Raw genomic sequence first — 21,469 nt, 5'->3', positions numbered from 1 at the left:
GTAAAGACCTTTCCTTACTTGGCAGCAGCCAGTTCGGCGGCCTTGTCGGCTCCACCGTCCATGGTGTCAGTCAGAGTGACGAGTGGGTTCGCGGCTTCCCTGAGGATCGCACGTCCCTCTTCGACGTTGTTTCCGTCGAGGCGGACGACGAGCGGCTTGGTGGCTTGGTCGCCGAGGATTTCGAGAGCCTTGACGATGCCGTCTGCCACAGCGTCACAGGCGGTGATTCCGCCGAAGACGTTGACGAAGACCGACTTGACCTGCTCGTCACCGAGGATGACGTCGAGTCCGTTGGCCATCACCTCTGCAGAGGCTCCGCCTCCGATGTCGAGGAAGTTGGCTGGCTTGACGTTGTTGTGCTTCTCACCGGCGTAGGCGACGACGTCGAGTGTCGACATGACGAGTCCAGCACCGTTTCCGATGATTCCGACTTCGCCGTCGAGCTTGACGTAGTTGAGGTCGAGCTTCTTGGCCTTGAGCTCGAGGGGGTTCTCTGCACTGTCGTCGCGCAGTTCCTCGTGGTCAGGGTGGCGGAAGTCGGCGTTCTCATCGAGAGACACCTTTCCGTCAAGTGCGACGATGTCACCGGCACCGGTCTTGACCAGTGGGTTGACCTCAACGAGGGAAGCGTCTTCCTTCTCGAAGACGGTCCACAGCGACATCAGCACAGGGGCGATCTTGGCTGCTGTCTCCGCGTCGAAGCCTGCTTCCTTGGCGATCTCTTCGGCCTTGGCGGCATCGATTCCGTCGATGGCGGAGACTGGGATCTTGGCGAGCGCTTCGGGACGTTCCTCGGCGAGCTGCTCGATCTCCATTCCGCCTTCCTTGGAGCACATGGCCAAGTAGGTGCGGTTGGACCGGTCGAGGAGAACCGAGAAGTAGTACTCTTCAGCGATGTCTGCGCCCTCGGCGATCATCACGGTTTCGGTGATGTGGCCCTTGATGTCGAGGCCCAGGATGTCCTTGGCACGAGCTTCGGCTTCTTCAGGGTCCTTCGCAACCTTGACGCCGCCGGCCTTGCCGCGGCCGCCCATCTTGACCTGAGACTTGACGACGACGACTCCGCCACCAAGTTCCTCGGCTGCCTTCTTAGCTGCTTCTGGTGTCGTCGCGACCTGAGCCTTGAGCACGGGCACTCCGTGCTTCTCAAACAGGTCACGTGCTTGATACTCGAAAAGATCCACGTGTATTCCTTCGTTTCTGCTGCCGGGTGGTTGGCCCCTGCAGGTTCGTTGACGGATGCAACAACCATGACCACTTTATTCCCAAGTGACCCCGTCCATCCAAACGTGCAGGCCAAATCAACCAATGAGTAAGAAATATCTCGATAAAAAGTATCTTTGGCCCAAAGAATCTTGATCTGGACGTAAAATCGGAACATGGACGAGGTTGATCGGATTGTCGCGGCATGGCGCCACGAGCGCCCGGACCTAGACGTGTCCCCCATGGAGGTACTCTCCCGTGTCTCTCGCCTGGCCCGCCAACTGGATTTGGCCCGAAAGTCGAGCTTCAGCGCCTACGGCATCGAAGGGTGGGCCTTCGACGTGCTTTCGGCCCTGCGTAGATCGGCTGAACCCTACCAACTCTCCCCCTCCACACTATTGCAGGAGACTTTGGTCACAAGCGGCACGATGACCAACCGCATCGACCGCCTGGTCACAGCCGGTTGGGTCGAACGTCTGCCCGATCCTGGAGATCGCCGAGGTGTGCTCGTGCGGTTGACCAAAGACGGCCGCGCCACCGTCGACTCCGCTCTGGCCGACCTGCTGGTGAAGGAGCGTGAGATCCTCAGCGACCTGACTCCGGCAGGGCGGCGTAAGCTCGCGTCGCTGCTGAGACAGCTCTCGACCGGATTCGACAGCGACGAGGCCTGAACCGAGCAGCAAGACATGCCTGGACCGCCGGGCGCACCCGCCCTCACGGGGACTGACCGATGGAGGAGTTCGATGAAGAACGAGAAGGAGAAGTCATGACCGACGCGAACCTCAACGATTGGGTCGGGGCCCAGCCGCCTCGGCAGGAGACGATACATGGTCGCTATGTCGACCTCGAGCCCCTCGATCTCCAGCAGCACTCGGACTCACTCTTCGCGGCTGCCTCGGCGGAGGGCTCGGATGAGCGTTTCCGATACCTGCCACAGACGCCGCAGACAACGCGGGCAGACTTCGATGAGTGGATGTCCACTGCTTCACAGTCTCCAGATCCTCTGTTCTTCGCCGTGGTCGACCGCAGCACTGGACGAGCTGAAGGTCGGCAGGCACTGATGCGCATCGATGCGAACAACGGAGTCATCGAGATCGGCAACATCCTGTGGGGACCGGCACTCTCACGCACCCGCGGAGCCACCGAGGCGCTCTTCCTCTTCGCCGATCTGGCCTTCGCCAGCGGCTACAGGCGCTTCGAATGGAAGTGCGACAACGACAACGCACCGTCGAAGAAGGCTGCGACTCGCTTCGGGTTCACCTTTGAGGGACTGTTCCGACAGCACCTGGTCGTGAAGGGCCGCAACCGCGACACCGCGTGGTTCTCCATCATCGACACCGAATGGCCCAGCCTGCGCGCAGCCTATCTGCAGTGGCTCGATGAGGACAACTTCGACGAAGCCGGAGTGCAGAAGGCCAGCCTGAGTAAACTCATGCTGGCCCGCGCAGAGTAGACGGGCTGCGAACCGAGCAATCGGGATCGGGCCAGCGCGTCCACCGGGGTGACCGCGGCCCCTCGGATTAGGCTGGAAGGCGAGACTGGACCCCAAGTCCGGCACCGCCACGACGACCACCCCTTCGAGGAACCATGCGAATTCGCTCCCTTGCCCTCCTGACCTCCGCCGCAGTGCTGGCCACGATGACGGCCTGCGTTCCCACCTCAGAGGAGACCCGACCGGCCCCGCGCCCCTCCGTCAGCGAAGAGGAGGTCACTCCGGTCGAAACCCCCGATGACGCTCCGAAGGTGTCCATCGTCGATTCCTCCCCCGGCGGGGCGAAGGATGCCGACCCCCTGTGGCAGGGCCTCGCCGAGGCGGCCGCGAACAAATCCGAGGCATACCTCAAGGTCTACGTCCACACCGGCAACCCCGACGTTCCCGATTCGGGCGAGGCCACCGTCACCGCCGATACCCCGGACAGTGTCAGTGTCACCGTCGACGCCGAGAACGTTGATACGAAGAAATCACCCTTCCTGCTCATCCACGGGACCTTCACCGTTGAGGAGATCGGCGGGTCCGCGTACACGCTGAAGGCCAAAGACTCCGATGACATTCCGGCGCTCGACCCGAAGGGCCCCGACGATGAGGCTCGGTGCACGGCCGAGGACGCCCAGGACCGGATCTCGCTGGCCGCTCAAGACCTGGCCGATGATCCCGATAAGCGCGAGGACTTCCGGCAGCAGTGGGGCGCCTCACCCCAGGTCTGGTGGGGCATCCAGAAGACCGCGGACAGCCTCAACCAAGAGGGTGGTGTCGCCGGTGACTTCCTCACCGAGGCCTGCGGGGAGTACCTTCAGCAGTAAGGCAGACACCGTACAGCTCGCATGAGAGGCCCACACCCCATGAGGATAGCGATCGTTGGAGCCGGCATCGGCGGACTCTCGGCCGCCGTGGGCCTGCAGAAGGCGGGCGCGCAGGTGACCGTGTTCGAAAGGGCCGCCGAGGTGCGCGCCGGGGGTTCGGGTCTGTCCGTCTTCGCCAATGGGCTCCGGGCACTCGAAGCACTGGGACTCGGCCCTCAGTTCGCAACGATCACAGATAAGCAAGCCGAGTCATTCGCTGCGGGCCAACGCCGACCCGACGGACGCTGGATCGCGCGCCTTCCCACTGAGAGCGTCGGCGAGCTGCGGATCGTCGACCGAGCCGAGCTCCATCGGGTTCTGCTCGATGCCCTCGATGAGGGTACGGTGCGTACTCTCGCTGAGGTCACCTCGGCGAGCATTGAGGGCACGGTGACGATCCGGCCGGAGGCGGACGTGGAGTCTGACGAAACACGAAAGATGCCGGAGGACTCACAGCCGGCCACTCCAGAACGCTTCGATCTGGTCATCGGCGCCGATGGTCTCAACAGTCAGGTGCGGGAAACCGTCGACCCCGGAATCGGACCTCGCTATTCCGGCTACTCCTGTTGGCGCGGAATCACCGAACGCCCCGTCGATCTGGATGGAGCCGCCGGTGAGACCGTGGGGCGGGGGCTGCGCTTCGGCATCGCCCCACTCAGGGATGGTCGCGTGTACTGGTTCGCGGTTGCCAACATTGACCAACACGCGTCCTTCGCCGATGAGAAGGCGACGGTGCGGGATCTGTTCTCCGGCTGGCACTCCCCGATCGCGGAACTCATTGCAACGACACCGAGTGACCGAATCCGGCGGACCGCGATTTCAGACCTCGCTACTGCCCTGTCGACCTATCACCGGGGACGCGTCGTCCTCCTCGGCGATGCGGCTCATGCGATGACTCCGAACCTAGGACAGGGCGGCGGGCAGGCTCTTGAAGACGCGGCCACTCTGACGGCGCTGCTGGCGCCGGTGATCGCAGAGTCGGCTGGTTCGGCAAAGTCGGACGGGCGAACGGACTCGGCGTCAGGCGTCGACGTTCAGCTGCGTGACTATGACCGGTTGCGGATGAAGCGCAGTCAGTCGATTGCGGCGAAGTCCAGAGTCCTCGGCGCCGTCTTCCAGATTCAGTCGCCGCTGTTGGCCGGGATTCGCGATGCGATCTTCACCGCTGTGCCTTCGAAGTTCACGGCCGCTCAGGCCGCCAGCGTGCAGCGGTGGGAGCCGCCGAGAACCTAGGTGCGGACTGCCGGCTGAGCTTGTGCGTCTGATCCCTCTGATCCGTCTGTTCACGGGCGAGGCACTTCAGGGAATCCCGTCCACTGCAGCCACGACGGCAGATGCCCCATGTCGTTGAACATGATGATCGTCGGCGGAAGCTGGGGGCGGTGCTCGATGACCGTCAGTGCTGTGTTGGCGCTGTTGAGTCCCAGCCACCGCTGTGGCGGTGCATCCAAGGCGTCGCGTACGAGCCAGGCGATCGGATACGCATGGGTGATGAGGACCTCGTGCATGTCCTCATCGCGACTGGTCATGGCCTGGCCGCCGACAGTGCCGAAGCGCCCGGTGAGACTTTCAGCGATCGCGTGGCCAGCGTCGGCCTCTTCGTGCTCGCACCCGTCGAAAAAGGGCACCCATGCCCGCGGGGTCTCAGCTGGTGTCGGCACGTAAGGGACGTGGTCGATCAGCTCCGGAGCCTCACCCACCGTGACCTTGCCGGTGAGGAAGATGTTGAGTTCCCGGGCACTATCGGCGGCGCGAGGCAGCGGAGAGTGCCAGATGGCCCCGATCGGCAGATGAGCCAAACGTCGCCCCAAGAGCCGCGCCTGCTCTCTGCCTCTGACGGTGAGGTTCCCGAAGGCGTCAGCATCGCCGTGTCGTGCGATGTAGAGATTTCGTGTTGCCATCATGCCTACCGGGGCAGTTCCAGACGGTTGGCTCCCCGTGTCCTTCCTTGTGAATGCCGGATCGTTCCTTGTCGGTGCCGAATTGTGAGTCAGTGCATCGTGATCGTTCCGGCCGTGCCGTCAATTGTGATGAGGTCACCGTTCGCGATGCGCACCCTCGCCGAGGTGACGCCGAGGACCGCGGGGATGCCGTACTCCCGCGCGACGATCGCTGCATGCGAAAGCGCTCCTCCCACCTCAGTTATGACGCCGGCGGCGATGGAGAACAGCGGCGTCCAAGAGGGATCAGTGAAGGAGCAGATCACCACTTCACCGGGCTTGACGTCGGAGAATGCGGACAGTCCGGAGACGATGCGGGCAGGGGCAGTCACGACCCCGTGGGACCCCGGGGTCCCGTCTAAGGTCGCTGCAGGCAGCAGAACGGAATTGATGACGGGGCCGGAATCCATGACTGGTCCGGTACCAGGCAGTGGCGGCAGCACGGCGGTCACAGGACGCGATTGGACGATCCAGATCGTGCCGTCTGCGATGGCCCATTCGATATCCTGGGGACCACCGAAAACAGCAGACACGCGTGCGCCCAGCGACTCAAGGCCGAGGAGCGCCTCGTCGCTGAGTGTTCGCACGGTCTGCAGCTCGTTTGCGACCGAGGTGGTCGTCGTCCCGTTCTGCGCGTCGACAGCATCGGTTCGAACTTTCTTGATTCCGAGAGTGGCGGTGATGGCACCCGCGGGCCCGACTTCGTAGGAGTCGGGGGTGAGGCCGCCGTTGACGACGGACAGCCCCAGTCCCCACGATGATTCGATCCGGGTCGGCTCGTTCACACGGCGGGGTGTGAACATCACGCCCGAGACCTCAGCCTCAATGAGGACCTGCACGAGAACAGACATGACTGTCGCAGGATCCTCCGCGCCACCGCCTCGGCGTCGGTAGTCCCGGATTCGCACAGAGTCGGCTGAGCGCGCGCAGGAGACGATCGCGGCACACACCTCGTCAGTGCCGCGGACGCCCAGGAAGGTGTCATACATTCCTGCTGCGGATGCGTCGGCCTTATCTTCATCGGCGGCCGAGGAGCGGACCGCCACCGCTGGATCACCCAGTCTCGAGAGTTCCAGGTCAATCCGGTCTCGCACCGTGTCATCGAACTGAGAGGCAAAGGAACGGTCGGCATCGACATAGACGACGAAGCCGTCAGGCACCGGAAATCCAGCGCGCAGAAGCCTGGCCAGTGACCTTGCCTTTCCTCCTGACCGACCATCGTGGGAGTCGGAAAGTGTTCTCACCATCGCCCTCCCTTCAACATTCTGTTGACAATATAATGTTGATGATAGCAGGATGTGGCCTATGGATGGCAAGCACGAGACAGACCACACCAGCCTTGGGGACAGAGCGGTCGGAGACCATGCAGAGGCGCAGCGCGAACGTGATGCGCAGGCTCGACTCATGGCCCTCGGCGCGGATCAGCTGGAGGCCCGTGAGTGGCGCCCCGCACCGGCACCGCCCACTGCGGTCGACCTCACCCAGTTCGCACTGTGGAGATCGACAGATCTCGGTTCTGACGATCTCTGCGCGGCCTTGACCCTGCTTCCCGCAGCTCGCGCGGAGGTCGAGGGAGTCGAGATCGGGCTCATCTTCGCTGCGCGAAACGCGGGACTGACATGGTCGCAGATCGCGGCAAGAATGGGCTTCCGATCTCCACAGGCCTGCCAACAACATGTGGCCCGTCTGAGCTCTCGCCAGGATGGTCAGCGTTGAGCCACCGCTCAGAGCCTCAGCTCCTGGTCCTGCATGCGGTGCGACTGCTCGGCTTCGCAGGCGAAGACGCCGTTGCACGCCGTGCGGGGGTCGGCGCTGAGGAGACCCTGGTCCGACTCCACCAGGCCGAACGAAGCAGCTGGGTGCAGCACCTCGAGCTCTTCGGCGTCAACGGCTGGTCGCTGACCGACTTCGGCAGATGGGAGAATGAACGACAGCTCGCACATGAACGTCGCATCGCCGACCCTGGCAATGAGATCGCTGCGATCTACCGCGAGTTCCTTCCGCTCAATGCTCGGATGTTGAGCGCGACCACCGACTGGCAGATCAGGCCGAGGCCGGATGACGCCTTCGCGAGCAATGATCATTCCGACACTGACTGGGACGCACGAGTTCTCGATGAGGTCGAGGCGCTGGGCGTCGAACTCGCGCCGGTGGTCGAGAGACTGACGAACATCCTGACACGGTTCGAGGGGATCCTGAATCGCTACGAGGCAGCGTTGAGCAGGGCCGAGGACGGCCAGACTGAGTGGATCGATCGGACCGATGTCGATTCATGCCATCTCGTCTGGTTCCAACTCCACGAGGATCTCATCGCCACTCTGGGCATTGATCGCGGCACCGAGGTCTGAGGCTTCAGCCTTCGAGCGCCCTGTTGTAGGCCTCGACGACCGGGGGCAGGAAATAGCCCAGGAGCACGGCAAGCGCGGTGACCAGGCAGGCCAGCCCGAGCCAGAGCGACCCGCCGATGACGCTGAAGGCGAAGACGATGACGAGCAGCTCGAAGGCGATCGCTGCGGGGCGGGCCCAGCGATGAAGTTTCCACGATCCGCGCGCTGCTGCGGCCACGCCGGCAGCGAAGATGAGGAACATGACAGCCAGGCCCAGCAGCGATCCGGCGAGTGGGCCGGCGGTGATTGCGGTGAGGATGAACGACAGAGCGGACCCCAGGAGGGCCAGCACCTGAATCCCGAGCACCACAACGACCACCAGCATTGCTCGTGGGGTGGGAACACCGTGACCGGCAGGAGTCGACGAACCACCCGACGGCGAGGAGCCGCCGGGTGTGTTCGAGCGTTTGTCTCGTGAACTCAAATATTCACCCGGGCGAACCCTGGAATCAGGATCTCGTCGAGCATGCGCTCGCGCACGTCGAGGGGCAGGAATGCTGCGGTGACAGCGTTGACGGTCGCCCATTCCAGGTCGACCTGAGTCCAACCGGCCTCATCGACGAGCAGACGCATCTCCCGCGTGACCGACGTCGCTGACATCAGCCGGTTGTCCGGATTGATGGTCACAGCGAAGCCCAGATCCTTAAGCCCGGTGATGGGGTGGGAGGCAATGGTGCCGCCGATGTCGGTCTGCAGGTTCGAGCTGGGGCACAGCTCGAGCGGGATCTGCTGGTCGAGGACCCAGGCGGCCAGGCTGCCCAGCTGTCCCTCGCCTTCGACGATGTCCATATCCTCGACGATGCGAGCACCGTGGCCGATGCGCTGAGCATGGCAGATAGTCAGTGCCTCGTGGATCGAGTCCTTGCCGGCGGCCTCTCCGGCGTGGATCGTAACAGGCACATAAGCCTGGTGGAGAGCGTTGAACGCCGACAGGTGCGCAGAGGGCGGGAAGCCGTTCTCAGGACCGGCGATGTCGAAGCCGACTACTCCGGATTCGGATCCCTTCTCGCGGTGCCTGATGGCCAGTTCCGCAATCGCCATGGAATTGTCTGCCTGGCGCATGGCTGTGATGATCTGGCCGACACGGATGAACTTGCCATCCGCGGAGGCTTCGATCACTCCGGCTTCGAGCCCTTCCTGAACGGCTTCAACGACCTCGTCGAGTTCGAGCCCACCTTCCAGGTGCTGCTCTGGAGCCCAGCGGGCCTCGGCGTAGAAGACACCGTCGGCAACCTGGTCGAGGACCCACTCCTTGGCCACGCGCATCAGGCCCTCACGGCTCTGCATCACGGCGACCGTGTGCGAGAAGGTCTCGAGGTAGCGGACCAGATCACCGGAGCTCGCGGAATCGTTGTACCACTTCGCCAGCTCATCGGGTTCGGTAGCGGGCAGTTCGTGGCCGATCGAGGCGGCCAGTTCGATCAGAGTGGCGGGGCGCAGGCCACCGTCGAGGTGATCATGGAGGGATACTTTGGGCAGCTGCAGGATGGGGTCGTCTGCTGCGACTCCGGCGGGATTATTCAACACCCGCACAGCTTATCGGATCAGGGTCACGTTCAGGGCTTCTTCGGATCTATGTCACCGCTCTTGATCCGCTCTCGCAGATCGGCGATGCTGCGGCCCGCATCGGAGACGCGGCTGAGGAACCCGTCTTCGGCGGCGATTCCCACTCCACCGTTGTCGATCGTGCCCTTGTAGTGACGGTCTGTGACCATGAAACCACCCATGTCCACGGGCTCGTCCTTCGACGCCTCGGCGACCTCATCGGGGTTCTTGCTCTGTGGCCATTCGGCAAACATGCTCCGCAGTCCGCGCCGGATATTCGGCTCGATCGTCGCAATGATCGTGTCGCTGAAGGCCCCGGAGGCTCCGTACCAGATCACCTTCGGCAAGACCGGCTTCTCATCGCCTTCAGCCTCCGGCTCTTGAGTGCGCAGCGATGTCAGCGTATCGGTCGCAGCGGTGACGACACCCATCGCCGCCGCCGATCCGAAGGGCACGAGCACATCGACGTCGGAGTCGTGCGCCGTTTCGAAGAAGGCCTCTCCCTCATCGCTGGTGTCTGCCACGGTGCGGACGTCGACGGCGGACTCGCGGTAGGACTTCACCTTCTCCACGTCCTCGTCGGCTTCGTCATTGTAGAGGTCGACTCCGGCGTCGAAGGCGGTGAGTATCTTCTCCGCCTGCGGGAATCCCTGGGACACGAGCGCGCCGACCTCGCCGGTCTCACTCGCGGTCGCTGCGATGTAGCCGGCGATGAAGGCCGGCGGCACGAGGTCGAAGTCGATGCTGAGCACATTGTCCGGGAAGTCCTTGCGACCGCTTGCCACGCCCAGGAAGATCTCATCCGGGTTGGATTTGGCATGGTCTCCGAGCTCGTCTGCCCCGCCGGGGCCCAGCACCGTGGTCAGTGCGCAGTCCTGGTCGCTCATCCTCTTCAATGCCGCCGAGGTGGCCGATGAGTTTGAGACTCGCTGACTCGAGGTCGCGGAGAAGAGTCCTGCCGACCGTGCCAGTTCCGTCTCTGCTAAGGTCAGTGCCCCCGCCGAGTGATCGTCGAATCCTGCGGGAGCCGAGATCATGCAGCCGAGCGTGGCGTCTTCGACGGGTTCGGGTGCCGTCACCGAGCAGGCGCTCAGCGCCACCAGGCTCAATGCGCTGAAGCCGGCGCCCAGCACCAAGCTCATGACCTTCACTCTCATGTCTCCAAGATTATCGGTTCTGTCTGAGTCCGCGGTGCAACGACGAGGCTAGACCCCCGAGGCAGTAGCGAGGCTAGTCACGCTGGAGAACCTTCAGTGCGGTCGCGGTGAAGATGCGGGCGGCGATCTCGACGCAGTCTTCATCGATGAGCAGATCACCCTGGTGGATGTCGTAGGTCGTCCCTCCCGGGGTGCGGGTGCCCATACGGATGAGGGCTCCGGGACAGTGCGTGAGGTACCAGGCGAAGTCCTCTCCGCCCATGGACTGCGGAGTCAGCTGGACGGAGTTCTCTCCGAGTTCACCACGAACCGCGGATTCGATGAGCGCGACCTGGTCTTCGGTGTTGACCACCGGCGGGACACCTCGGCGGTGGTCGAGGTCGACGGTGACCCCGTACGGGCCGGCGATCCGCTCGACCAACTCCGGCAGCACCTCGGCAACCTGGTTCCAGCCGTCGACGTCGAGGCAGCGCAAGGTCCCGCGCAGAATCCCCTCACTGGGCACCACATTGGCCGCATGGCCGGCACTGATCTCGCCCCACACGAGGGAGATCGCGTGACGCGGATCGATGAGTCGGCCCAGCGTCGAGGGCAGATCGGTGGCGAGTTTGCCCAGCGCGTAGACGAGGTCTTCGGTCAGGTGGGGCCGCGAGGTGTGCCCGCCATGACCGGAGAGGCGAATGATGACGGTATCGCCCGCTGCGGTGATGGCACCGATGCGCGAGCCGATCCGACCGACGTCGACATTGGGGTCGCAGTGGAGTGCGTAGACCTCGGGGACATCGTCGAGGACGCCCTGCGAGATGACGCGCAGTGCTCCGCCCGGGGTGACTTCCTCCCCAGGCTGGAAGATGAGTCGCACCCGTCCCCCGAGACCGCCGGGAGCGGATTCGTGGAGTCGTTGCAGGGCGATGGCTGCGCCGACAAGCCCGGTCAGGTGCACATCGTGACCGCAGGCGTGTGCCACACCGGGCATTGTTGAGGCGAAGTCCTCATCGATGAGGTCATCGATGGGCAGAGCATCGATGTCGGCTCGCAGGCCCAGTGCGATCGGACCCTCGCCGACTTCGCAGACGATGCCGGTGGCCTCGAGGCGCCGAGGTGTCAGACCGGCGGCCTCCAGACGGGCGAAGATCTTGTCCGTGGTGTCGTATTCCTGGAAGGACAGTTCCGGGTGTGCGTGGACGTCACGGCGGAAATCGATGAGCTCTGCACCGATCTCAGCGACTATAGAGCTGATCACGTCTGGTCCTTCTGGGAGCGCGACGCCCTCGGGACGCGGTTCGGATTTCTGAGACATTGACTGCAATGCTAAGCACTCCGCGTCACATTTGGGCGCACTGCGACCAAATTCGACACACTCCGCTTCCAGCTGCCGCCTGTTCTGCCTGCAGCGCCTGCCTACAGCAGGTCGTCGAGTCCGCGTTCACCGGCGGCAGAGACGGCCTTCTTCACATCCTGGGCGTGGGAGCGGGAGGTGATGAGCAGGACGTCTTCGGTGTCGACGACGACGAGGTCGTCGAGGCCGACGATCGCTACCGTGCGCGGCTTCTGGGATTCGGAGAAGACGACCCCTGAGGCATCGATTTCGAGGAGGTCGCAGTTCTGACCGATCGAGATGACCCCAGCGGGCTCTCCGGGCACCGGCTGGCGCAGACGTGCCACCGAGTCGAAATCGCCCACGTCATCCCAGCCGAAGTCGCCGGGGATGACGATGACACGGCCGGCTGCGGCAGCGGGCTCGGCCACGACGTAATCGATGGCGCGCTTCTCCAGCCCGGGCCACACCTCGGCGAGCACCTGCGACTGGGTATCGGTCCCCCAGGCCTCGGCGATCCGCGACAGTCCCGCATGCAGGGTCGGCTCCTCGGCTTCAAGGACCTCGAGGAGTGAGGCGGCGCGGGCGATGAACATGCCGGCGTTCCAGCGGTAGCGACCGGAATTCACGTAGGCGCGGGCGGTGCTCGCGGCGGGCTTCTCGGCGAAGGCCATGGCGCGCCTGGCGGTCGGTGCGCCGTCGATGCCCAGCAGTTCACCGGTCTCGATGTAGCCGTAGGCGGTGGCAGGATTGCGGGGCATGATGCCGACCGTGACGATGTCGCCGGTCTGCGCGGCAACGCAAGCCTGATCAATGACGAGCCGGAATTCGTCGACGTTGGTGATCGAATGGTCCGCGGAGAACGATCCGACGATCGCGTCCGGGTCCTCCTTGGCGATGAGCATGGTCGCGAGACCGATCGCGGCCGCCGAGTCCTTCGGAGACGGTTCGGCGAGGATCTTGTGCACCGGCATCTCGGGAAGCTGCTCGACGACCTGCTCGCGGTGGCTCTCGCCCGTCACGACCCACACGCTCTCAGGGCCGACGAGCGGTGCGACACGATCCCAGGTGGACTGGATCAGGCTCCGGCCCGTACCCAGCACATCGTGGAGGAACTTCGGCGATGCCTTGCGTGAAAGCGGCCAGAGCCGAGTTCCGGATCCGCCGGCGGGGATGATGGCGTGGAAGTGTGTGTTCACATCATCAGTGTCTCAAAGTTCGGGCACTGACTGACCGATGTTGTCCGCCGTGTCGGGGTGAGGAGAACCGGAAGCCGAACGGCTCAACCTCGGCGATGGTTCCGACTCACCTGGTCAGCCCGGCGGGCGCATTAGTTAGCGCACACACGTATGCTGTAATTGAATTTCGTCGTATCCGAGAGTGACGACTGTGAGGGAACTGCCAGGAACTTAATGTGATCCACCACGCTCAGGCGTGGCCCGACTGGCAACCAGGCGGCGTTCGGCGTAGTTTCTTGATGTACACAGTCGATTAATCCAAGATGGAGGATGCTCCGTGGCCAAAGCGTCTACGGGCACTCTGTACCGAGGAAACGAAGGAATGTGGTCCTGGGTCGCGCATCGCGTCACAGGCGTCGGAATCTTCTTCTTTCTATTGGTCCACGTGCTCGATACTGCACTCGTTCGCGTCTCACCCGAGGCCTACAACGCCGTGATCGGAACCTACAAGACACCGTTCATGGCTATCGGCGAGATCGCACTCGTTGCCGCAATCGCATTCCATGCGTTCAACGGCCTTCGCGTCATTCTCGTCGACTTCTCGAAGAGCGGACCGAAGAATCAGAAGAAGCTGTTCTGGGGAGTCATCATCGTATGGCTCATCATCATGATCGCCTTCATCCCCCGCCAGCTGATGCACACGTTCGGAGGATGACATGAGCACAACATCGATCCCGGCTCCGCGCACCGGCTACTCGCGCCACAAATCAACACGGTCGAAGTTCGAAATGTTCGCATGGCTGTTCATGCGCATCTCGGGCGTCATCCTCGTGATCCTCATCTTCGGCCACCTGTTCGTCAACCTGTGGGCCGGCGACGGTGTCCAGGCCATCGACTTCGGATTCGTCGCAGGCAAGTGGGCCAGCCCGTTCTGGCAGATCTGGGATCTGCTCATGCTGTGGCTCGCGATGCTGCACGGCACCAACGGCCTGCGCACCATCATCATGGACTATGCCGAGAAGCCCGGCACCAGGATGGCGCTCCAAGTGATTCTCTACATCGCCTCGGTCATCGTCATCGTGCTCGGCACGCTCGTCATCTTCACATTCGATCCCTGCCCGGCCGGAGCCGACCCCGCACTGCTGGCGTCATTCTGCTCGGCCGCATAGAAGGAGAAACATGCAGGTACATCAATACGACGTTGTCATCGTCGGTGCCGGTGGCGCCGGAATGCGCGCAGCGATCGAATCGGGCCAGAACGCCCGCACCGCGGTCCTGACCAAGCTCTACCCCACCCGCTCGCACACAGGTGCAGCTCAGGGTGGAATGTGCGCCGCTTTGGCGAACGTGGAAGAGGACAACTGGGAATGGCACACCTTCGACACCGTCAAGGGCGGTGACTACCTGGTCGACCAGGACGCCGCCGAGGTGATGGCCAAGGAAGCCATCGATGCTGTCCTCGATCTGGAGAAGATGGGGCTGCCCTTCAACAGGACCCCTGAAGGCAAGATCGATCAGCGCCGCTTCGGTGGTCACACTCGTGACCACGGCAAGTCCGCCGTCCGCCGGTCCTGCTATGCAGCAGACCGCACCGGCCACATGATCCTTCAGACCCTCTACCAACAGTGCGTCAAGCACGGTGTGGAGTTCTACAACGAGTTCTACGTCCTCGACCTCGCCATGACCGAGGTCGACGGAGTCCGCCGTCCGGCGGGCGTCGTCGCCTACGAACTGGCCACCGGCGAGATCCACCTGTTCCAGGCCAAGTCGGTCGTCTTCGCAACCGGCGGCGTGGGCAAGGTCTTCAAGACCACCTCGAACGCCCACACCCTGACCGGCGACGGCATGGCCGTGGCCTACAACCGGGGCATCCCGCTTGAGGACATGGAGTTCTTCCAGTTCCACCCGACCGGACTTGCCGGTTTGGGCATTCTGCTCTCCGAGGCCGCTCGCGGCGAAGGCGCGATCCTGCGCAACTCGGAGGGTGAGCGCTTCATGGAACGCTACGCACCGACGATCAAGGACCTCGCTCCTCGTGACATCGTGGCCCGTTCCATGGCCAACGAAGTGCGTGAAGGCCGTGGCTGTGGACCGAACAAGGACTACGTCCTGCTCGACCTCACGCACCTCGAGCCTGCGCACATCGATGCGAAGCTGCCCGACATCACCGAGTTCGCCCGCACCTACCTCGGTGTGGAGCCCTACACGGAGCCGGTGCCGGTCTTCCCGACCGCGCACTACGCCATGGGCGGCATCCCGACCAACATCCAGGCCGAGGTGCTCGCGGACAACGACAACGTCATCCCCGGCCTCTACGCCGCCGGTGAGGTCGCCTGCGTGTCTGTCCACGGATCGAACCGTCTGGGCACGAACTCGCTGCTCGACATCAACGTCTTCGGGAAGCGCGCCGGCATCGCCGCAGCGGAGTACGCGAAAACCGCAGACTTCGTCGAACTGCCCGAGGGTGCCGAGAACGACACCGTCGCATTGCTCGAGAAGATGCGGACCTCCGATGGCACCGAACGCATCGGCGCCATCCGCAAGGATCTCCAGGAACTCATGGACGCCAACGTCCAGGTCTTCCGCACTGACGAGACTCTGCGCGAAGCGCTCGACGAGATCGCGAAACTGCGTGAACGTTACAACAACGTCGGCATTCAGGATCGCGGCAAGCGCTTCAACCTCGACCTCCTCGAGGCTGTCGAGCTGAACTTCCTGCTCGAACTCGCCGAGGTCATCTCCGTCGCCGCCATCCACCGTAAGGAATCACGCGGTGGACACTTCCGAGAGGACTTCCCGGATCGTGACGACGAAGGATTCATGCATCACACGATGACCTACCTCGATCCTGATTCCGAGACCGACGGCATCAAGGGCATGCGTCTGGAGACGAAGCCCGTCATCGTCACCCGTTACCAGCCGATGGAGCGTAAGTACTGATGAGCACCGATACCTCAACCGAGACACCGGAACCAGCCTCAAAGATCGACCTGCCCGACCACGTGGCAGGCGATGCCGGCTCGATTCCGTCATTTGACTGCACCTTCAAGATCGCACGCTTCGATCCCGAACAGGATGAAGAGGCGCACTGGGAGGAATACAAGGTCACGATGTACGGCACCGACCGTGTCCTCGACGCCCTGCACAAGATCAAGTGGGAGATGGACGGTTCGCTGTCCTTCCGCCGCTCCTGTGCTCACGGCGTGTGCGGCTCCGATGCCATGCGCATCAACGGCCGCAACCGTCTGGCCTGCAAGACCCTGCTGAAGGATCTTGACACCAACAAGACGATCACCATCGAAGCGATCAAGGGTCTGCCTCTGGAGAAGGACCTCATCGTCGACATGGAGCCGTTCTTCCAGTCCTACCGCGAGGTCATGCCGTTCCTCATCACCTCCGGCCACGAGCCGACGCGTGAGCGTCTGCAGTCGGCCGAACAGCGTGAGGCCTTCGACGACACCACCAAGTGCATTCTCTGCGCCGCGTGCACCTCGTCGTGCCCCGTGTTCTGGACCGATGGCCAGTACTTCGGTCCGGCAGCCATCGTCAACGCGCACCGTTTCATCTTCGATTCGCGTGACGAAGGCGGAGACATGCGCCTGGAGATCCTCAACGACAAAGAAGGAGTGTGGCGTTGCCGCACCACCTTCAACTGCACCGAGGCCTGCCCTCGTGGCATCGAAATCACCAAGGCCATCGCAGAGGTGAAGCAGGCAGTCCTGCAGCGCGCATTCTGATCTGATCAAACGCGCATCATCTGGATCGCTGAGGCGGCCGTGCACTTTACGTGCACGGCCGCCTTTTGCGTTCCCCATGTTGGAGTGAGTGTGCAGCCTGAGATCCCCGGGCGTGCGTGTCGTCTGCGTGGGCGTGTGTGGGCGTTCGACAGTCTGAGTCAGAGTGGACATGTTTGAAACCAGCTCAGTCTGACTTCGACTGTCGAAGTGCTGTGCGATATCGCACGAGACTGCCTGAGGACTGCTGCTCCTTTGCCGTCGTAGACTGGTGCGCATGCTTTCGACCCGCACTTCCTCTGCGTCACTGACGACATCTGCTCCGCATTCGTTCGGGGCGGGAGTGCGCCTCATCGTCGGTGCCGCTCTCGCCCTTCTGCTCATCGGCGCACAGCTGGTCCTCTCCCCCACGAGCTCACATGCGGATGCGAAGCCCGACAAGAAGCAGGAGAAGGTCTACGAAACTCCGGCCGACCTCGGCGATGGAGCGAAGCCACCGAAACCGGTGGGCATTTCATGGCTGGTGGGAGACCTCGATACGGGCGAAATTCAGGCCGCCCACGACATCGACAAGAAGCACGCGCCGGCGTCGACGATCAAGCTCCTGACCGCTCTGGCTCTGGTCGACGTGCTCGACGATCCCAAACAGAAGGTCGAGGCGAAGTTCGAGGACATGGAGATCGACGGCACCAAGGTCGGCCTCATGCAGAAGAACAAGTACACCGTCGATCTGCTCTTCCACTCGATGCTGATGTCGAGTGCCAATGATGCCGCGAACGCGCTGGGTCGGGCCGCTGGCGGTCAGGAGAAGGCCGTGGCCCTGATGAATGAGAAGGCCGAGGAGCTGGGTATGACGGACACCCACGCCGCGAACACTTCCGGCCTCGACGACAAGAATCAGTACATGACGGCTGCAGACATGATGAAACTGGCGTGGGCGGTGTGTGAGGACGACTACCTGATGAGCGTCATCGACACCGAGACCATCAAGTTCCCGGGCGGGAAGAACCCGGTCACGAAGGAGAAGTTCAAGGGCTACGAGATTCAGAACCACACTCAGATCGTCGGGCAGGTCGACGGCGGGCTCGGGCTGAAGAACGGGTTCACACGTAAAGCCAAGGGCGCCTATATCGCCGTGGCCGAACGTGACGGTCACCGTGTGGTCGCGACGATGCTCGGCATCGACAACAACTCCCGACAAGCCGCGGTCGACCTGCTCGAATGGGACTTTGCCCAGAAGGAACCCAAGTCTCTCCAGACGATCCCCGTCGGGCAGACCGTGACGCCGAGCGCCGATCCCAGCGCCTCGGCGAGCAGCAGTGATGCCGGCGGCAGTGGAAGCGACTCCCACGGCACAGAAAAGGAATCGGGTGAGAGCACCGATGATTCTACGGCTGCGGCGAACGGAACCGAGGCCTCATCGTCGGTGCTGGGCATCTCCGCAGAGAATCTCCTCCCATTCGCAATGTTGGCCGGCGCGGCGGTGCTTCTCATCGCGGCAGGGACCATCTGGGTCCGAATGCGCCGGAGCTGAGTGACCTGATCTCAGATAGAATCGGGACAGTCCCGTTCGGAGGTTGCCGTGAAAACACCATTGCTGTCCACACTCCTTGAGCGCGAACATGAGGAGATCGATGGCGGAATCGAGGAGTACGCCGACGGTCTGAGCAGTGGCGGAACTGACTCAGCGCCCCTGCTGCGGGCGATGGCGGCTCTGCGACGTCACATCTACCTCGAAGAGGAATTCATCTTTCCAACGCTGCGCACGGCCGGACTGATGATGCCTGTGTTCGTCATGCTCCGTGAGCACGGTGAAATCTGGGACGCGATGGCCTCCCTCGACGTGCAGCTGGGGGCTGACGCCGATTCGCAGACCATGGACGATGCGTGCCGGGACCTGCTGACTCGCCTCGATGCACACAATTCGAAGGAAGAGCCGATCATCTATCCGCGTGCGGATGCAGACCTGCCGGATGAGGCGACCAACCGCCTACGAGATTTCCTTGACGCGGGCGCCATGCCTGAAGGGTGGCGGTGCGAAAAGGCAACGCGGTGATCCGGTCCACAAACTGTTTGGCACCCTCTCGCGCTGCACCCCACACCTTGATTTTGACATCTTCTGATGAACTTGTATAAGCTGATGTCTTGCGTTCGAAGCAGTCCGGCTTCATCGAACCTTTGATTCCACTCTTACCGCAACATGCCATTCATTACGGCAGTTGAAGAATCAGGTTCAACTTGCAGATGAAATACGACGGACTCTATGTCTCTTCTGAATGCAGATCCCCCACCGTGACGGAGCAACCCGCACCACGGTAAAACCCAGCCGGCTCGCCACCGAGATTCTCGTTCGGCAGCTAGCACTATTCGGTGACTACCCCGTCACCAACTCAACACGAAAAGAATCGCGTGCACAGATGCATGCCATTCAACAGAACTGTAATGAAAGGAGGGAACGATGACTCAGTTCCCACAATGGGTTCAGCGTGCCGTCGAGCATGCAGGACTGATCGAACCGAGGATCAGCACCAGGAACACCGGCGAAATCACGATCAGTGATTCCACCGGACGGACCGTGCTGTTCACCGGAACATCGCTGCGTGAGACCACGCCGCTGGCGGCTTAATCGCCGCCGTCTGTCGGGTTCCTCTTCGCACTGCTGGGTCTTAAGCAGAGCGGGAACTAAGACAGTCTGACCTCAGCCCGACATTTCGCAGGTTCTGCCTGCAGGAATGTCGGGCTTTTTCATCGCCCACCTGTGCACGTCACCGATTATGAATGCCAGGTAGGGTGAACACTCCATCCTCATGGTCCGAAAGGACGACCATTGCCGCAGAACTCGCAGCGACAGCTATCGCTACTTGCCCGACGCCCCGATGTCATCACCGATCTGCTCCAGATCGTCAAGGCGGTCATCGCAGCTACCGGCGCGTGGTGGCTGTCCGATAGCGTTCTGAACTCTCAGATGCCATTCCTGGCACCGTGGGCAGCACTACTGACAGTTCACGCCACCGTCCACCGCTCGTTGTCTCGCGGTGCGCAGTCGACTATCGCCTCAACCCTCGGCGTTGCCTTGTCCTTCGTGATCGGCAACTATCTGGGCGTGAGCATATGGACATTTGCGCTTGCGCTCCTGGTCGGCCTCTCTGCTGCTCGGCTGCCTTGGATCCGCGATGAAGGTATCGCGATCGCAACAACAGGCATCTTCGTCCTCGGGAGCGGCTTCGACAGTCAGCAACCCCTTCTCGGGGAGCGGATCTTGGAACTCTGCGTCGGCGTCGCCGTCGGCATCGTCGTCAACCTTCTGGTAATTCCACCTCTGCGCGATCAACAGGCAAAGCGCTATGTCGACAGCATCAACCGGCGCATGGGCGACACCTTGGTCGAAATGGCCGATGAACTGGACGAAGGATGGGACACAGACAACGCCAACGACTGGTTCCAAACGACCAAATCTATGAGCGAGGAACTGAACTCAGCATGGCAGTCGGTCAAGTTCGCCAGGGAGAGTCAACGGGCGAACCCCCGCGACCGTCTGCGTCGGCGACGCACCCCATCCGGTGTAGCCCGCGAAGTGCAGACATCGCCGGAGGACGCCAGCTACGAGAACATCCTGCAGCGGGTCGATGAAGGCATCTCCCACCTGCGCCATCTGACCCGGACTCTGCGCGAGGGCTCTTACGATACCGGCGAATGGGACACTCGCTTCCGCGAGAAGTGGACAACAATCGTCCGAGACGCCGGTCAATCGATAGCCGACCCAGATGCGGAAGTCGAACCGATCTTCAAACGCCTCGAAGAGCTGTCGGTGAACATGGCCGAAGATGACGGCCTCCCGGAACGTTCCTGGGCCCTATACGGTTCACTGATCGCGAGCGTGCAGCACATCGCCGCCGTCGTCGATGACGTCGCCTCCGCGCGTACAGCACGCGATGCTGGCTGACGCTGGCGGGTGACGCATCGAATCACAGACGACGACCGAAGCTGGTCTTACCTCAGGCGGTCTCAGTCTGCTGTGCGACACCCATAGTGGATTTACCGGCCGTATCCACACCACCTGGCTCCTATGTGATTCGGGTGCTAGAGAGACGATGATCTGAAGAAAGTGCGACAATGGCCGAGAACAATCAAGACTCGAATGGGACGACGACGGTATTTCTCCTAGCAGGCGCGATACTCCTGTTCTGTACTTTTATGGTGCTGCCCGGTGGCCATGATGAAGTTCTTCCGGTTGGGCTGCTCGCTACGATCGCTGTCGTACTGACAGGTTCCGTCATCCGTGCTCTCGAACAGAAGGACTGACTTGCGTCTTGCATTTGGACAGATACTCGTTTTGCTCGTGATCCTGGCCGTCATCGCTGCGATTATTGTGGGCGCGATCTTCGGAGTCATCAAGCTCGTCAAGTCCACGAAACGATGTGAAGCTGACCGCAAGCTCACGCTCCCCCTCGAGTTCGCTATGCCCTGCGAGTTTCGCACACGCCGACGCCATGCAGGTGATGCGGCGAACCTCGGACTCGTGCGGGCGGGCCCTTTCAGGATTGAACTGGGCTGACCGCACCAATTGCACAGGTCTGCCTCATATATAGTCAGTGCGGGTCTATGGGAAGATCGTGGGCAGAAGCCGCTTCCACTTCCGACGATGGTTGAATGCACGAAAGCGGCCC

General features: G+C 62.5%; 24 protein-coding genes. 16 read left to right on the top strand and 8 right to left on the bottom strand.

What is annotated here, in order from left to right; all coding sequences use genetic code 11:
• Positions 1-14: 14 nt before the first annotated feature.
• The gene (sucC, locus tag INT29_RS09600; protein WP_101572958.1) at positions 15-1,184 is read right to left on the bottom strand and encodes an ADP-forming succinate--CoA ligase subunit beta; all 1,170 of its coding nucleotides are present in this window, start codon (positions 1,182-1,184) and stop codon (positions 15-17) included.
• 195 nt (positions 1,185-1,379) lie between these two features.
• Here sucC and INT29_RS09595 point away from each other — a divergent pair, with 195 nt between their 5' ends.
• The 4 genes from INT29_RS09595 (at position 1,380) to INT29_RS09580 (ending at position 4,776) form a co-directional block, all read left to right on the top strand.
• Complete coding sequence (locus INT29_RS09595) at positions 1,380-1,874, top strand: MarR family winged helix-turn-helix transcriptional regulator (protein WP_101572960.1); 495 nt, start codon at positions 1,380-1,382, stop codon at positions 1,872-1,874.
• Positions 1,875-1,969: 95 nt separating this feature from the next.
• Positions 1,970-2,656: a GNAT family N-acetyltransferase gene (locus INT29_RS09590; protein WP_193071489.1), complete on the top strand. Its 687-nt coding sequence runs from the start codon at positions 1,970-1,972 to the stop codon at positions 2,654-2,656.
• A gap of 134 nt (positions 2,657-2,790) precedes the next feature.
• Positions 2,791-3,504 (top strand): hypothetical protein, encoded by a 714-nt coding sequence (locus INT29_RS09585; protein WP_193071488.1) that lies wholly within the window; start codon positions 2,791-2,793, stop codon positions 3,502-3,504.
• Positions 3,505-3,543: 39 nt separating this feature from the next.
• Complete coding sequence (locus INT29_RS09580; protein ID WP_193071487.1) at positions 3,544-4,776, top strand: FAD-dependent monooxygenase; 1,233 nt, start codon at positions 3,544-3,546, stop codon at positions 4,774-4,776.
• Positions 4,777-4,826: 50 nt separating this feature from the next.
• On the opposite strand, the gene INT29_RS09575 is transcribed toward INT29_RS09580, so the two are convergent.
• Together INT29_RS09575 and INT29_RS09570 are read right to left on the bottom strand one after the other, a co-directional pair.
• On the bottom strand, positions 4,827-5,447 hold the full coding sequence (locus INT29_RS09575; RefSeq protein ID WP_226841805.1) for a histidine phosphatase family protein: 621 nt from the start codon (positions 5,445-5,447) through the stop codon (positions 4,827-4,829).
• A gap of 86 nt (positions 5,448-5,533) precedes the next feature.
• On the bottom strand, positions 5,534-6,730 hold the full coding sequence (locus INT29_RS09570) for a PEP/pyruvate-binding domain-containing protein (protein WP_193071486.1): 1,197 nt from the start codon (positions 6,728-6,730) through the stop codon (positions 5,534-5,536).
• A gap of 58 nt (positions 6,731-6,788) precedes the next feature.
• On the opposite strand from INT29_RS09570, the gene INT29_RS09565 reads away from it, so the two are divergent.
• Both INT29_RS09565 and INT29_RS09560 read left to right on the top strand, forming a co-directional pair.
• A complete protein-coding gene (locus INT29_RS09565) occupies positions 6,789-7,199 on the top strand; it encodes a DNA-binding protein (RefSeq protein WP_101572968.1) in 411 nt (136 codons plus the stop codon).
• Positions 7,196-7,831, top strand: coding sequence for a transcriptional regulator (locus tag INT29_RS09560; RefSeq protein ID WP_101572970.1), 636 nt, complete (start codon positions 7,196-7,198; stop codon positions 7,829-7,831). The genes INT29_RS09565 and INT29_RS09560 overlap by 4 nt, the downstream gene beginning before the upstream one ends.
• A 4-nt stretch (positions 7,832-7,835) precedes the next feature.
• Here the strand turns inward: INT29_RS09560 and INT29_RS09555 are convergent, their stop codons facing one another.
• The 5 genes from INT29_RS09555 to INT29_RS09535 all read right to left on the bottom strand — a co-directional run bounded on the left by INT29_RS09555 (position 7,836) and on the right by INT29_RS09535 (position 13,089).
• Complete coding sequence (locus INT29_RS09555; protein ID WP_226841804.1) at positions 7,836-8,294, bottom strand: hypothetical protein; 459 nt, start codon at positions 8,292-8,294, stop codon at positions 7,836-7,838.
• Positions 8,291-9,397, bottom strand: coding sequence for an adenosine deaminase (locus INT29_RS09550; RefSeq protein ID WP_101573117.1), 1,107 nt, complete (start codon positions 9,395-9,397; stop codon positions 8,291-8,293). The genes INT29_RS09555 and INT29_RS09550 overlap by 4 nt, the downstream gene beginning before the upstream one ends.
• A gap of 29 nt (positions 9,398-9,426) precedes the next feature.
• On the bottom strand, positions 9,427-10,572 hold the full coding sequence (locus tag INT29_RS09545) for a BMP family lipoprotein (protein WP_226841802.1): 1,146 nt from the start codon (positions 10,570-10,572) through the stop codon (positions 9,427-9,429).
• Between the two features lie 73 nt (positions 10,573-10,645).
• On the bottom strand, positions 10,646-11,872 hold the full coding sequence (locus tag INT29_RS09540) for an amidohydrolase (RefSeq protein WP_226841800.1): 1,227 nt from the start codon (positions 11,870-11,872) through the stop codon (positions 10,646-10,648).
• A gap of 101 nt (positions 11,873-11,973) precedes the next feature.
• Complete coding sequence (locus INT29_RS09535) at positions 11,974-13,089, bottom strand: mannose-1-phosphate guanylyltransferase (RefSeq protein ID WP_193071485.1); 1,116 nt, start codon at positions 13,087-13,089, stop codon at positions 11,974-11,976.
• A gap of 316 nt (positions 13,090-13,405) precedes the next feature.
• On the opposite strand from INT29_RS09535, the gene sdhC reads away from it, so the two are divergent.
• From sdhC to INT29_RS09485, 10 genes are all read left to right on the top strand, one after another.
• Positions 13,406-13,783 (top strand): succinate dehydrogenase, cytochrome b556 subunit, encoded by a 378-nt coding sequence (gene sdhC / locus INT29_RS09530; protein WP_101572978.1) that lies wholly within the window; start codon positions 13,406-13,408, stop codon positions 13,781-13,783.
• 1 nt (position 13,784) lies between these two features.
• Positions 13,785-14,237 carry a succinate dehydrogenase hydrophobic membrane anchor subunit gene (locus tag INT29_RS09525; RefSeq protein WP_193071484.1) on the top strand — a complete coding sequence of 151 codons (453 nt, stop codon included), beginning with the start codon at positions 13,785-13,787 and terminating at the stop codon, positions 14,235-14,237.
• A 10-nt stretch (positions 14,238-14,247) separates the two neighbouring features.
• Positions 14,248-16,008 (top strand): succinate dehydrogenase flavoprotein subunit, encoded by a 1,761-nt coding sequence (gene sdhA, locus INT29_RS09520; protein WP_101572982.1) that lies wholly within the window; start codon positions 14,248-14,250, stop codon positions 16,006-16,008.
• Positions 16,008-16,805 carry a succinate dehydrogenase iron-sulfur subunit gene (locus tag INT29_RS09515; RefSeq protein WP_101572984.1) on the top strand — a complete coding sequence of 266 codons (798 nt, stop codon included), beginning with the start codon at positions 16,008-16,010 and terminating at the stop codon, positions 16,803-16,805. The genes sdhA and INT29_RS09515 overlap by 1 nt, the downstream gene beginning before the upstream one ends.
• 274 nt (positions 16,806-17,079) lie before the next feature.
• Positions 17,080-18,336 (top strand): D-alanyl-D-alanine carboxypeptidase family protein, encoded by a 1,257-nt coding sequence (locus INT29_RS09510; RefSeq protein ID WP_101572986.1) that lies wholly within the window; start codon positions 17,080-17,082, stop codon positions 18,334-18,336.
• 48 nt (positions 18,337-18,384) lie between these two features.
• Complete coding sequence (locus INT29_RS09505; protein ID WP_193071483.1) at positions 18,385-18,858, top strand: hemerythrin domain-containing protein; 474 nt, start codon at positions 18,385-18,387, stop codon at positions 18,856-18,858.
• Between the two features lie 402 nt (positions 18,859-19,260).
• Positions 19,261-19,428 carry a hypothetical protein gene (locus INT29_RS09500; RefSeq protein ID WP_180958991.1) on the top strand — a complete coding sequence of 56 codons (168 nt, stop codon included), beginning with the start codon at positions 19,261-19,263 and terminating at the stop codon, positions 19,426-19,428.
• Positions 19,429-19,629: 201 nt separating this feature from the next.
• The gene (locus INT29_RS09495) at positions 19,630-20,745 is read left to right on the top strand and encodes an FUSC family protein (protein ID WP_101572990.1); all 1,116 of its coding nucleotides are present in this window, start codon (positions 19,630-19,632) and stop codon (positions 20,743-20,745) included.
• 170 nt (positions 20,746-20,915) lie between these two features.
• Entirely contained in the window at positions 20,916-21,104 is a 189-nt protein-coding gene (locus tag INT29_RS09490; protein ID WP_193071482.1) for a hypothetical protein, read from the top strand.
• A 1-nt stretch (position 21,105) separates the two neighbouring features.
• Positions 21,106-21,357, top strand: a complete 252-nt coding sequence (locus INT29_RS09485) for a hypothetical protein (RefSeq protein WP_101572993.1) — start codon at positions 21,106-21,108, stop codon at positions 21,355-21,357.
• Positions 21,358-21,469 lie beyond the last annotated feature (112 nt).

Source organism: Brevibacterium sp. FME37 (genome assembly GCF_014897485.1).
In the GTDB taxonomy this organism is placed as follows: Bacteria; Actinomycetota; Actinomycetes; order Actinomycetales; family Brevibacteriaceae; genus Brevibacterium.
The sequence above is the reverse complement of the archived record's forward strand: the minus strand, read 5'-3'. Positions and strand labels throughout refer to the sequence as shown.

Bases quoted from the DNA above. Each gene is read 5' to 3' on its own strand.
- INT29_RS09595 (WP_101572960.1), top strand. From the start codon at position 1,380: ATGGACGAGGTTGATCGGATTGTCGCGGCATGGCGCCACGAGCGCCCG.
- INT29_RS09590 (WP_193071489.1), top strand. From the start codon at position 1,970: ATGACCGACGCGAACCTCAACGATTGGGTCGGGGCCCAGCCGCCTCGG.
- INT29_RS09585 (WP_193071488.1), top strand. From the start codon at position 2,791: ATGCGAATTCGCTCCCTTGCCCTCCTGACCTCCGCCGCAGTGCTGGCC.
- INT29_RS09580 (WP_193071487.1), top strand. From the start codon at position 3,544: ATGAGGATAGCGATCGTTGGAGCCGGCATCGGCGGACTCTCGGCCGCC.
- INT29_RS09575 (WP_226841805.1), bottom strand. From the start codon at position 5,447: ATGATGGCAACACGAAATCTCTACATCGCACGACACGGCGATGCTGAC.
- INT29_RS09570 (WP_193071486.1), bottom strand. From the start codon at position 6,730: ATGGTGAGAACACTTTCCGACTCCCACGATGGTCGGTCAGGAGGAAAG.
- INT29_RS09565 (WP_101572968.1), top strand. From the start codon at position 6,789: ATGGATGGCAAGCACGAGACAGACCACACCAGCCTTGGGGACAGAGCG.
- INT29_RS09545 (WP_226841802.1), bottom strand. From the start codon at position 10,572: ATGAGAGTGAAGGTCATGAGCTTGGTGCTGGGCGCCGGCTTCAGCGCA.
- INT29_RS09540 (WP_226841800.1), bottom strand. From the start codon at position 11,872: ATGTCTCAGAAATCCGAACCGCGTCCCGAGGGCGTCGCGCTCCCAGAA.
- INT29_RS09525 (WP_193071484.1), top strand. From the start codon at position 13,785: ATGAGCACAACATCGATCCCGGCTCCGCGCACCGGCTACTCGCGCCAC.
- sdhA (WP_101572982.1), top strand. From the start codon at position 14,248: ATGCAGGTACATCAATACGACGTTGTCATCGTCGGTGCCGGTGGCGCC.
- INT29_RS09515 (WP_101572984.1), top strand. From the start codon at position 16,008: ATGAGCACCGATACCTCAACCGAGACACCGGAACCAGCCTCAAAGATC.
- INT29_RS09510 (WP_101572986.1), top strand. From the start codon at position 17,080: ATGCTTTCGACCCGCACTTCCTCTGCGTCACTGACGACATCTGCTCCG.
- INT29_RS09500 (WP_180958991.1), top strand. From the start codon at position 19,261: ATGACTCAGTTCCCACAATGGGTTCAGCGTGCCGTCGAGCATGCAGGA.
- INT29_RS09490 (WP_193071482.1), top strand. From the start codon at position 20,916: ATGGCCGAGAACAATCAAGACTCGAATGGGACGACGACGGTATTTCTC.